Raw genomic sequence first — 12,835 nt, 5'->3', positions numbered from 1 at the left:
TTTCGTGAATCACATCATATTTTCGGAGTATAATGGAGTTAACATTAAAATAGCACAATAGTTTGAGGTGATGATGTGAGAGTTAACATAGTAATATCTGGATATGGAACTGTTGGAAAAGAGTTTGTAAGATTGGTATTTGAGAAAGCTTTATATATAAATGAGATGTACGGTATCGAACTTGTCCTTACTGGAGTTATGGGAAGTACAGTCAATCTCTTTAGCGCCAAAGGTTTACATATTAAAGAATTATTAACTTATGGTACAGGTTCTAATGCATTGGAGAGATATCTCAAAAACTATCCACTCGATAAAAGTGAAAAAATGCCTTTTGGTCATGTATTAATAGAATCAACACCAACTAATCTTCAAACAGGTGAACCTGGAAGAACATATATTGAAACAGCGATTGAAAATCATATGGATGTAGTCGCTATTTCAAAAGGTGCACTCGTTAGCGCATGGAAAGAAATAAAGCAAAAAGCAACGAAAGCTAACGTACGTATTCGTTATAGTGGTGCAACTGCAGCTGCGCTCCCTACATTAGATATTGGACAATTTAGTTTAGCAGGGTGCCAAATTGAAAGTATAGAAGGTATTTTAAATGGAACAACAAATTATATTCTTACAAAGATGTACGAAAAAGATGTAACATTTGAGGAAGCACTGCATCAAGCGCAGCAAAAAGGAATCGCTGAAACAAACCCATCATTAGACGTAAGTGGAATGGACAGTGCCTGTAAACTATTATTGTTAGCGAACAGTTTATTTCAGTCAGAATACTCTCTTGATTACGTAAATGTAAATGGGATAGAGGGTATTACGAAACAAGATATAGAGAAAGCAAAAGCACAAGGTAAATCTCTAAAACTAATTGGAGCGGCATATAGAGACCATTCAGGGAACCCTAAACTTGAAGTATGTCCGCGTGAAATAGGGAAAGAGCATCCTTTAGCTCATGTAAATGGAACGGAAAAAGGAATCACTTTTCATACTGATACGATGGGAAGAGTTACTTCAATCGGGGGAGCCTCGAACCCAAGAGCAGCAGCAGCGGCAGCTCTGAAAGATTTAATTAATTTGTATCGGAAAGATGTGTGATGAAAAATTCTGGTTGTAGATCAAATAAAGAAATTTGACAAATAAATATTTTTGTGTTATGATTATAAATTTAGTGTTTGATTAAATATCCTTAACGTGATACATTTTAGTAAGTGAAATACCTTCACTAATTTATGTATCGAGGGAGACGTGTAATATGAAAATAGAAAACGGTTTAGCGGTGTTAAAATTAAAAATTCAAGAATTCGAATTAAATCCCACGTTACTTTGGGATGAAAAAGAAGCTATATTAATCGATACTGGTATGCCAGGCCAATTAGAAGGGATTCGTGATGCAATGATTGGTATTGGTGTCCCTTTTGAACAATTACAAGCAGTTATTTTAACCCATCAAGATATAGACCATATTGGAAGTCTTCCTGAAATACAGCAGAAGGCAGGCCATTCTATTGAAGTATACGCACATGAATTAGACAAGCCATATATTGAAGGACAAGTGCATTTAATGAAAACGGATCCAAGTAAAATGAGTAAAGACAAATGGGATGCACTTCCAGAAGTTATGCAATTTCTATATGAAAATCCTCCGACGGCAAAAGTAAATCGGACATTAGAAGACGGAGAAAGACTACCATTTTTCGGAGGCATTGAAGTGATTCATACACCAGGGCATACTCCGGGACATATTAGTTTATATAGTGAAAAATATAAAACATTAATTGCGGGCGACGCGATAGTATGCGTTGGTGGAAACTTAAAAGGACCTGTTCCGCATACAACGCCAGACATGGATACAGCTACAAAATCGCTTAGAAGATTTTTAGAATTTGATATTGAGACGGTGATTTGTTATCACGGTGGTGTTTGTAATTTGAATGTGAAGGAGCAAATAGCGAGATTAGTAGAAGAGGATTGCTAACATTTTCGTGCCTATATGTTAGCGATATTGAATTTACAAATAATATTTGATAGTATTCTAGAATATGTTATGATTAATATCAAAGTTAAATAGTTATATATATTTATCCACTAGGGGGGCCTTTTAAAGGCTGAGATCAAAAAATATCTTTGAAACCCTTAGGACCTGATCTGGGTAATACCAGCGTAGGGAAGTGGAAGTGACAGAATATGATATTTTTTTAAATATTGATAATGTCCAGTCCGCTTTCTTTACGTGTGTGTAAAGAAAGCTTTTTTATTTTGCGCACCTACTTGAAGTGAGTCTCAGTAATCTAGTAGCTAACGAGCAATTCGTTAAGAAACTTGTTTCATTTTTTTATTATTAAAACGTTTATTGGAGGGTCTATCATGTTATTTTCACAGTTATTACGTAAAGAAGTTAATCCGATTTGGGAAGCAAGTTTTAATCATCCATTTGTGACAAAACTAGGGAACGGAACATTAGATTTAGCTAGTTTTCGCTATTACGTTCTGCAAGATTCATATTATTTAAGTCATTTTGCAAGAGTCCAATCGTTAGGAGCAGCAAAAGCGATTGAATTAGAAACGACAGCTCGTATGGCGCACCATGCACAAAATACATACCAAGCTGAATTATCGCTGCATGAGAATTTTGCGAAAAAATTAGGAATTACGGAAAAAGAAAAAGAATCGTTCATTCCTGCACCGACGGCTTATGCGTATACATCACATATGTATCGCGCTGCATACGAGGGACATATTGGGGATGTTATCGCAGCGATTTTGCCGTGCTATTGGCTTTATTATGAAATTGGTGAGCGACTTAAGGAATGTAAACCGGAAGAACCCATTTACCAAGAGTGGATTTCTGCATATGGTTCTGACTGGTTCCGTACTTTAGTAGAAGAGCAAATTGCCAGATTAGATGCCATTGCAGAAACAGTAACAGAAACTGATCGTAAGCGCATGAAACAGCATTTTGTCATTAGTAGTCAATATGAATATTCATTTTGGGAGATGGCTTACACATTAGAAAAATGGCCAGTAGAAAAACAAGTAGAAGATATAAGTTTATAAGAAACAAATATGTCTCTTATCACGCGTGTAAAAAGTATAGAAAATGACTAACTTAGTTTAGTCATTTTTTTGTACGAAAATAATATTTCTATTTCTCTGTTTTTAGAAGAATCAACTTCACTAATTAGATGCTCATATATTATTAAAAAATTACATAATAAAAAGGAGGAAGAAGGTAGTTTTTATTGAAGTTTGTTTATAATATCACATTCTTTGTTAGAGGGCGTAAAGAAATTTATTAATCTCTTTGATGTTTTTTATTTTCCTTACAATGCTTGGAATGTTGTATTAAAAGAATTTAACTTTGAAAGGAGTCAATAAATATGAAAACGAGAAAACGAATAACGAATAAGATTTTACTCGTTAGTACAATTTGTGCAATAAGCATTCCCTCAGTTTCATACGCAGCAGAATCCATTCAACCTAAAAATTTTGCAATTTCTCCAAGTCTGTATGAGAGGGGAAATACAGATGCATTGAAAATAAGTTTTTATCCTTATACATATAATAATCCATTCAACCATCAATTTACCTCAACATCCAAAGAAACAAACACAAATATAAAAGAAATAAACAATGCTGATGATGAAAATCCTGTTATATCTACTACTCTTACATTTATCCGTTATATGCATACTGAAAATTATAAATCTGCATTTGATTTAACTTCTCGACCTTTACAGAAGATAATATCTGAAAAGTGGCTGGAGAGTTATTGGAAGGAACTTCCCCTGCAGTTACAAGCAGGTTCTTTTATTGGAATTGGAGAGGTAAAGCAAAAAGAGACGAATTCCGTTCATACAAACATTGAAATTGGATTAGTATTTGAAAAATTCACTGTACCTTTCATGTTTAGATTAGATCCATCTGGAAAAATAGACGATTTCCAGCTTAGTATGTCATCCGACTCTGTTGCACAGCGCCCGGCATATAGTAATCCTGATTCGTTTACTGAAGAAGAAGTAGTAGTCGGAAGTGGCGCGTTCCCATTACCAGGAGCACTGTCTGTTCCAAAGGGAGAGGGGCCTTTCCCAGCGGTTATTCTTGTGCAAGGATCTGGAGCAAGCGATCGAGATGAAACTGCGTTTGCTTTAAAACCGTTTCGCGATTTAGCTGAAGGTCTTGCTTCGAAAGGAATTGCTGTTCTTCGCTATAATAAACGAACATATGAACATGGATTGAAAACACAATTTAGTCCGTTTTATACAGTTGATAAAGAAACAACAGATGATGCACTTTTTGCGACTCGTTTTCTTCAAAATAATCCTATGATAGACAAGAATCAAATTTATGTTCTCGGCCATAGTCAAGGCGGAATGATGGTTCCGAAAATGATCGAAAAAGACCAAAATCAAAATATTGCTGGGGCAATTGTGATGGGAGGACCAGCTCGTACATTCCAGGATGTTGTTTTAGATCAATTTGATTACTTGTATTCTATCGGCAGAATGACAGCTGAGGAATATAAATTTTATAAAGCGCAATATGAATTATTAAATGACCCTAATTTTTCTGGAAAAAACCCTCCAAAAGATTTTTATTTAGGAGCGCCTGTATTTTGGGATTCTATCCGTAAAATTAAGGCGGCAGAAATGTCTAAAGAACAAAAGACACCGCTTCTTATTATTCAAGGAGAAAGAGACTATCAAGTTCAATCAAAAATCGAAATTCCTCTTTGGAAAGAACAATTAAAAGAGCGAGATAATGTAGATTATCGACTTTATCCAAAGTTAAATCACTTCTTTACAGAAGGAGATGGGGAATTAAGTAAACCGGATGAATATTATAGTCCAGCCAATATTCCTGAGTATGTTATAAATGATATTGCTACGTGGGTGCAAGGAAGAGCGAAATAAAAATAAGGACAGTATATTTATAAGAGCTCATTTCGTTTACAAAAAACACGGGCACCCAGTCTGTGTTTTTTGTAATTATATGAAAAATTTCAGAGGAGTGTCTATCTATGACAAATACAAATGAACAGAAAAGTATAGAAGCAATGTTAAAGATTGCAGAAAAGAATGGTTTACAATTAAATAAAGAAAGCGCTGAATTAAATGAATCAGGAATGGACTTTCAAGTTGTATTTGCTACTGATGAAAAGGGTGTTTCATGGGTTCTCCGGAAACCAAGAAGACCAGATGTAATTGAAAGAGGGGCATTAGAAGGGAAAATACTTGAGCTTGTTCAAAAATATGTACCTGTTGCAGTACCAAATTGGAAAATCAACACACCAGAATTAATTGCTTATCCATTAGTAAAGGGTAACCCTGCAGCAGTGATTGATTTAGAAATACAAAATTATGTGTGGCATATTCAAAATGATCCACCATCTATGACATTTATCCGATCTTTAGCAGAGTCACTTGTCGCCTTGCATTCGATTGATTATAATGAGGCTACTAAAAAGGGAATTGAAGTTCTTCAACCTGCTGAAGCAAAGCAATTGTTAATAGATAGAATGCATCAAATAAAATCAAAACTTGGTGTTTCAGATGAACTATGGGAGCGTTGGCAAACATGGCTTGCAGATGAATCGTATTGGCCAAAGCACTCTTCATTTGTTCATGGTGACTTACATCCGCCGCATATTTTAGTTGATAAAAATGACAAAGTAACAGGACTTTTGGATTGGACAGAAGCGAAAGTGACAGATCCAGCTACTGATTTCACTCTTTATCTTACAATCTTTGGACAGGAGAATTTGAAAGTACTATTAAACGAATATGAAAAAGCAGGAGGGAAAGTTTGGCCGAGAATGCTTGAACATATTATTGAACTTGGCGCTGCTTATCCAGTTATGATTGGATTATTTGCACTACAGACAAAGAAAGAAGCACATATGGAAATGGCACGTGGAGCTTTAGGGATAGGTGAAAAATAGTAAATTATATTGTGTGAAGTAGCTGCGTTGTGAGGGAAAGTATAATCATATTAAATATACAGCAAGATAATTTCAAAATCCCGCTAATTTACAAATAGCGGGATTTGTCATTTCTTTATACAAATCTAGATCTCTATTGTCAATTATAGCTTTGTTTTTTTGTTTACTTTTGGGTACTAGTAGGATTAAGATGATTTTTAGGAATGTTATTTATAATTTGGTGGAAGTGAGGAATATGCTAAAAACAACAAAATTTGCTTTGTTATATAGAAGAAAGGTAGAAAACTGAAAGGGATGAGAGTTATGAAGAAACTTGATGTGCTTTTAATGGTACTCAGCTTCCTATTTCCAATTGCAGGTATTATGAAACAAATTTCTCTTGAATTGTCATTGTATTTAGGAGGACTGTTGTTTTTCACAAGTTTTGGAAGCTACTATGCGAAACGAATGTATTCACGAATATGTAGTTGGCTTGCTTACACTATATTTATTACGTTTTTGCTGGCGATTTGGAATCAATACGCAACAGCTAGTTCGTTACTAGCAAATGCTAAAATCGCTGCATGTATTGCCGTTATTCCACTTATACTCCGATTCCGTACATATGCAATTACTTTAGGGTTACTTGCATTATGGGGTGGTTTATTATGGGATATGAAACAAGCCCAATCATTAGCTGTTCTCGGACGTATTATGAACTTATTGACTACAGAACGTTTGTATCTATTACTGCTGGTAGCAGGCTTTTTATTTGGTGGGTTTCTTGCAAATGCACTACATCGTGGGAATAGTAATGAAAAACAAGAAAAAACAAATCTATTTAAACAAAAGAAGAAATCATTCAAGCCTAAGTTTAAAATTCGTATTCCGAGCCTGCCAAGATTAAAAATTAAGATGTTTAAAGTCGGTAGAAAATCTTCTAAAGCAAAAGAAACACGCACGTATGAACCAAACCGTGAAGAAAGAGTACCGACGTATCATACAGCGCAAACAGAGCATCAACATCATGAAATGGAAACAACACAAGGCCAAACAAGGATGGAACGAAGAAGAAATCGTTATAATGTGTAGAGGATATTCCTAAACAAAGATTTAAAAACACAATGCCCTTTTGTACGATGAAAGGGTATTGTGTTTTTTACTATTGTTGAATAAATATATTAATTATTTAAAATTACTATGAAATATAAGATGAACAAATCGATTAACTAATCACAAAAGAATGAATTTTCTTTCTATTGTTATTGACAAAATAAAAATAGTTCGATAATATCATAATTAAATTTAAATAATAAAAATCGTTGACTAAGAAGAGTACGTGTAATTGATGCGTTACAGAGAGCTGGAGATGGTGCAATCCAGTACGATAGATTATACTGAATGGACTTAGGAGAGGTACGCTGAAACGTTAGGAGTATGCGACCCGGGTTCCGCCGTTACAAGGATGAGGATATCGAATTTGTTTTTCTGTATCCAAAAACGAGAGGGTTCTTAGTCTATGTGACAAAGAATCAAAAGAGGTGGCACCACGGTATAATCGGATATATCGCCCTCTACATGCTTTAATGCATGTAGGGGGCTTTTTGCGTTCACACGCTTTTTCTTATACAACAATTAAAAACCAAAGGGAGGAATTAACATGAATTTATTACAAGCGGAAAATGGATATTTTGGCGAATTTGGGGGTAGTTTTGTGCCAGAACAACTCCAAGAGGCTTTACTTCACTTGGAGAGCGCGTTTCATCAATATAAAGATGACCCAGAGTTTATAAATGAATATGAATACTATCTTAAAGAATATGTAGGGCGTCCAAATCCATTGTATTATGCCAATCGTTTGAGTGAAGAAATCGGTGGTGCAAAAATCTATCTTAAAAGAGAAGACCTTAATCATACAGGAGCCCATAAAATTAACAATGTATTAGGACAAATTTTGCTCGCAAAGAGAATGGGAGCAAAACGTATCATTGCAGAAACTGGGGCAGGACAGCACGGAGTGGCTACAGCTACTGCTTGTGCTATGTTTGGAATAGATTGTACGATTTATATGGGAGGAATGGATACAGAACGTCAACAATTAAATGTATTTCGTATGGAATTATTAGGGGCGAAAGTAATTGCTGTTCAAGAAGGAGGACGTACTCTTAAGGAGGCGGTAGATGCAGCACTTGAAGATTACGCTCAAAACTATGAAAATACATTTTATTTATTAGGTTCTGCACTGGGACCACATCCATATCCAACAATCGTTCGTCATTTCCAAGCTGTAATTGGAAGGGAAGCAAGAGCACAACACATTGAAAAAGAACAGCGTCTACCTGACTATTTGGTTGCTTGTGTAGGTGGAGGAAGTAATGCGATTGGGTTATTTGCTCCATTTTATCATGATAAAGAAGTAAAAATGGTAGGTGTTGAACCAGGTGGTAAAGGGATTGAAACAGGGTTGCATGCAGCACCTCTTACAGCAGGAGGACCTGGTATCATCCATGGATTTAAGTGTTATATGATGAAAGATGAAAATGGAGAAATTGCAGAGGCGCACTCCATTGCGGCAGGACTGGATTACCAAGGTGTTGGACCAGAGCATAGTTATTATAAAGAAACTGGACGTGCAGAATATGTAGCGATTAATGATCATGAAGCATTAGAAGCATTTCATAAATTGTCTCGTGTGGAAGGGATTATTCCTGCATTGGAAAGTTCTCATGCAGTGGCCTATGCTATGAAATTAGCAGCAACTTTACGAAATGATCAAAGTATTATTGTTAATTTATCTGGGCGCGGCGATAAAGACGTACAGCAAGTATTTGAAATGAATAACCAGAAATAAACGTATGTAAAAGAATTGGAAAAGCGATTTTTCGTTCAGTTTTGAATAGAAAATCGCTTTTCTCTATGTTTTTCACCGGAATCACATCCTTTTTCAATTAGAGCAATCCGCCCATTAATTACAAGTAAACTTAATGCCTTTATATTCTATTGTTTTTATACGGTTTCGGAATATAAAAAATGAAAATTAAATAATATTACAAATGACGATATTGTGAACAATTTAGAAATAGATTGTTCATTGTTGTTTTGTTGAATATTCTTAACTTTAAAAGAAGCACATTGACGGAGGGATTAATATTGCTTATTATCATCACTATATCAGCATGTCTCTTAGTAAGTATTAGTTTATTGCATGTTTACTGGGCATTTGGTGGAAAACGAGGAATAAAGGCAGCGATTCCAACTGAGTCAGGAGAAAAAGCTTTTTCTCCTGGAACGGGTATGACATTATTAGTTGCACTATTACTATGTGTAGCGGCGTTACTTTTGTTATTACAGGCAAATGTTATTTCCTCTTTTATTCCACATATCATTGTTCAAATCGGCTCTTGGATTTGTATGATTGTGTTTGGATTAAGAGTGGTTGGAGAATTCAACTACTTTGGTATTTTTAAAAGAAAAAAAGATACATATTTTGCTAAAATGGATACAATGTTGTTTGTCCCGCTATGTGTTTTTTTATCATTTTCATTTTTCTTGGCAATTATTAGATGAAAAGAATAGCATGTGTCTCATTATATGTTACGCTATAAACTACATTATTTTAGAAATGAATAGAGGGAAATATATGATAGATAATTTAAGTAAAGTAATCGATAATATGCCAGAAGATGAAGCAAAATCATTACTCCGCCTCATCTTAATTCAACTTGATTTAATGGAAACAGAGCCAAGTGAAGATAGAATGGCAATTTTAACAGAAATCCCAAAACAACTCATTGAATCACAAAAACCTAGGTTACATATCAAAGAGAGTAAACATGTACATATAGCATTTGGTGACTCACCAGCTGGGTGTATTAAGTACATGCTGAAACAAGCTAATTTAACAGAAGACTATGTTATTCTCTTCTCAGATGCATTTTCTATCGGTCCAATTCATCAATTGGAGTTAGAAGCTGGACAAGTAGCTCGTCAGCAATGGCTATCTAGAAATTTAAACTCTTATGATCTTTATTTTGAAGAAGAATATTTATCAACATTTAGACAATCGATGGAGGAATTACAGTCTATTCCTCAAGATATACCAATCACAATTTGGAAAGCTAATAATGCACATGAACATGTGGGGCTTTGTTTTGTACTTGCACATTTACAAGATCGAGACAATATTCGTGTAATTAACACATCTGAAACATATAGAGAACTGTTCCCAGAAGGTTATGATATACGCGCAACAGGGGAGTTATCTCCAGAGAAACTAGCAGATATTTATGAAAAGTACGGTAAAGATACATTACTGACTAATGAGGCACGGAAAACTCTTGAGCGAGAATGGGAATTACTCTCTGAGACTACGGATTTATTACGAATTTGGAATGAAAACCAAGTCCAATCTGTACAAGAAGATTATTTCGATTCTTTCATCATTGAATGTGCAAAGAATTTGGAGAAAGAAAGAATAGAAGGAGACTTTTATAAGGCTCCAAGACTAATTGGTGAAGTTCTTGGGAATTTGGAACAGTCAGTTGGAGATGTTTTTCTTGAATATCGCTTGCGTACGTTAATTGGGCAAGGTGTATTTAAAATGGAAGGTACTTTGAAAGCGATGCGCTATTATAGCGTCAAGCTGAAGAGGAACCATTAAGAAAGGATTGCTTTGCAGTGTCCATTATAAAAAGCCCAATCTCTCAGCATTAAAGTTGAGAAATTGGGCTTTTTGTTCAGAGAAAGAAATGAGACCCCTTTTATTGTTTTACAGTAATTTCAATACAGAATCCCTCAACTTCTATTTTGGGCTATATAAATAAGCTTCATATAAAAGCGATACAACATATGAATGGATAGAGTAATAAATCATAAGAGGTGATTTTTTCTATGTATAATCAACCAACGTATTTTCCGTATGCAGATTATAATCAAACAGCATATTATAACCCACAAATTCCTAGCTATGAAGCATCTGATGAAATGAGAGATGTCGAACTTGAAGAATATCGACCAGATGATGCTGAGGATGCTCCAACGGGACCCCCTCCATCACAAGCGCCTGCCGTACCATCAACATTCGCATCTCCTGTACAAAGCGGTAATATAAAATCATGGATGTGCAATTGTTTAGGGAGATGGGGATACTTACGTTTACATCGCCCAGGTCCGTTTGGAAGAGATTTATGGTTTTTTCCAACGGAAGTAAGACGGAATGGAGTTTCGGGCTATACATGGCAAGGTGGCCGTCGCCGTAAAGTTAGTTATCGATACCAGCAAATTAGTAATTTTATGTGCTTTTCTTAGTGAAAAAACAAGCAATAAGAAGAACTCATCTTCTTATCGCTTGTTTTTTGAAAAGAATTATTTTTCAATATATAAAGTAAGCTTATAACGAAAAATTAACAAAATTCCCTCTTTTTATAAGTTATAATTCATATGTTGGAGTGAGTTTCACAAATAGAAGAGAGCGAGGGAGTACGATGTCTTTCAAAAACATGGTGGGCTACAAAATAGAAAATGGTATTTATTTAGCTTCTGCAGAGTTTAAAGAAGATGCTTATGAGATTTATAAGGAATCACGTAAATCACAACCTATTTTGTTCGTAAATCAGAGTGAACTTGGGACAGAATGGCTCATTACAAGATATGAAGATGCATTAGCGTTTTTAAAAGATTCTCGTTTAAAGAAAAACCCTGAAAATGTATTTGAAAAAGTAGAGGTTAATCCATTTCTTTCTGTAGACAATGGAGATTATTTAACGACTCATATGTTAAATTCGGATCCGCCTGATCATAATCGATTACGCTCATTAGTTCAGAAAGCATTTACTCCTAAGATGATTTCACAATTAGATGAACGTATTCAGCATATTGCGGATACTTTATTAGATCATGCCGAACAGAAACGCTCTTTAAACCTTGTTAATGACTATGCATTTCCATTGCCAATCAATGTAATCAGTGAAATGCTAGGGATTCCAAAAGAGGATCAAGAAAAATTTAGATTGTGGTCTCATGCGGTAATTGATTCACCCGAAACCCCTGAAGAAATAAAGGGAACTGAAATGAAACTAGCAGAATTCATTACATATCTCCAATACTTGGTTGATATAAAGCGGAAAAATCCAAAAGAAGATTTGGTTAGTGCATTAATCCAAGCTGAAAGTGAAGGTAGTAAGTTAAGTGCCCGAGAACTTTATTCAATGATTATGTTACTAATTGTAGCTGGGCATGAAACGACTGTGAATCTAATTACCAATACAGTTTTGGCTTTACTGGAGAATCCAAGTCAACTACAGTTATTAGAAGAACAACCAGAGCTTATTGATTCGGCGATTGAAGAAGGATTACGTTATTATTCCCCTGTTGAAGTTACGACAGCACGCTGGGCAGCTGAACCTTTTATGATACATGGTCAAGAAATTCAAAAAGGGGATATGGTGACTATTTCATTAGCTTCAGCGAATCGCGATGAGAATGTTTTTATAAATCCAGAGGTTTTTGATATTACAAGGAAAAATAACAGGCACATTGCTTTTGGACTGGGGAGTCATTTTTGTTTAGGAGCACCACTTGCCCGGCTAGAAGCAAAAATTGCAATTTCCACATTGCTAACCCATATGCCGAACATACAAATAAAAGGTGAGCGTGAAAAAGTGAAGTGGCAAGGTAATTATTTAATGCGTTCTTTAGAGGAATTACCATTGTCTTTCTAGAATAAATAAATTGAGACACGCATACATGTTTGGTGGTTTACATAGAGTATGTATGTGTGATTTTAAATTGAAACGGAAGGGTGAAGACATCCCAATGATCAACTAATTCTATTTTTTAAGAAATCTTCGTTATAGAACGAAATATTCTTCTGAATAGGATTAGTATGTACATTTTTATATGTAAAAGGGATGT

General features: G+C 35.1%; 11 protein-coding genes, 1 riboswitch and 1 other annotated feature. All 11 genes read left to right on the top strand.

What is annotated here, in order from left to right; genetic code table 11:
* Window positions 1–75 precede the first annotated feature (75 nt).
* On the top strand, window positions 76–1,101 hold the full coding sequence (locus AC1M36_RS00155) for a homoserine dehydrogenase (protein WP_336451142.1): 1,026 nt from the start codon (window positions 76–78) through the stop codon (window positions 1,099–1,101).
* Window positions 1,102–1,258: 157 nt separating this feature from the next.
* Window positions 1,259–1,981, top strand: coding sequence for an MBL fold metallo-hydrolase (locus tag AC1M36_RS00150; RefSeq protein WP_336451141.1), 723 nt, complete (start codon window positions 1,259–1,261; stop codon window positions 1,979–1,981).
* Window positions 1,982–2,083: 102 nt separating this feature from the next.
* Window positions 2,084–2,190: riboswitch (TPP riboswitch) on the top strand.
* Window positions 2,191–2,370: 180 nt separating this feature from the next.
* Complete coding sequence (tenA, locus tag AC1M36_RS00145; protein ID WP_479845480.1) at window positions 2,371–3,060, top strand: thiaminase II; 690 nt, start codon at window positions 2,371–2,373, stop codon at window positions 3,058–3,060.
* 323 nt (window positions 3,061–3,383) lie between these two features.
* Window positions 3,384–4,916, top strand: a complete 1,533-nt coding sequence (locus AC1M36_RS00140) for an alpha/beta hydrolase (RefSeq protein WP_479845479.1) — start codon at window positions 3,384–3,386, stop codon at window positions 4,914–4,916.
* Between the two features lie 107 nt (window positions 4,917–5,023).
* Window positions 5,024–5,944: a macrolide 2'-phosphotransferase gene (locus tag AC1M36_RS00135; RefSeq protein WP_479845478.1), complete on the top strand. Its 921-nt coding sequence runs from the start codon at window positions 5,024–5,026 to the stop codon at window positions 5,942–5,944.
* Window positions 5,945–6,247: 303 nt separating this feature from the next.
* The gene (locus tag AC1M36_RS00130) at window positions 6,248–7,015 is read left to right on the top strand and encodes a DUF3959 family protein (RefSeq protein WP_336451137.1); all 768 of its coding nucleotides are present in this window, start codon (window positions 6,248–6,250) and stop codon (window positions 7,013–7,015) included.
* Between the two features lie 221 nt (window positions 7,016–7,236).
* Window positions 7,237–7,501, top strand: a binding site (T-box leader).
* An 82-nt stretch (window positions 7,502–7,583) separates the two neighbouring features.
* Window positions 7,584–8,774 (top strand): tryptophan synthase subunit beta, encoded by a 1,191-nt coding sequence (gene trpB / locus AC1M36_RS00125; RefSeq protein WP_336451136.1) that lies wholly within the window; start codon window positions 7,584–7,586, stop codon window positions 8,772–8,774.
* A 299-nt stretch (window positions 8,775–9,073) separates the two neighbouring features.
* On the top strand, window positions 9,074–9,490 hold the full coding sequence (locus tag AC1M36_RS00120; RefSeq protein ID WP_336451135.1) for a DUF3995 domain-containing protein: 417 nt from the start codon (window positions 9,074–9,076) through the stop codon (window positions 9,488–9,490).
* Between the two features lie 73 nt (window positions 9,491–9,563).
* Window positions 9,564–10,583, top strand: a complete 1,020-nt coding sequence (locus tag AC1M36_RS00115) for a DUF1835 domain-containing protein (protein WP_336451134.1) — start codon at window positions 9,564–9,566, stop codon at window positions 10,581–10,583.
* Window positions 10,584–10,813: 230 nt separating this feature from the next.
* Window positions 10,814–11,230, top strand: coding sequence for a hypothetical protein (locus AC1M36_RS00110; protein ID WP_336451133.1), 417 nt, complete (start codon window positions 10,814–10,816; stop codon window positions 11,228–11,230).
* A 176-nt stretch (window positions 11,231–11,406) separates the two neighbouring features.
* Window positions 11,407–12,642 carry a cytochrome P450 family protein gene (locus tag AC1M36_RS00105; protein WP_479845477.1) on the top strand — a complete coding sequence of 412 codons (1,236 nt, stop codon included), beginning with the start codon at window positions 11,407–11,409 and terminating at the stop codon, window positions 12,640–12,642.
* Window positions 12,643–12,835 lie beyond the last annotated feature (193 nt).

It is taken from the genome of Bacillus sp. Medicinal_06 (assembly GCF_056711665.1).
The sequence above is the reverse complement of the archived record's forward strand: the minus strand, read 5'-3'. Positions and strand labels throughout refer to the sequence as shown.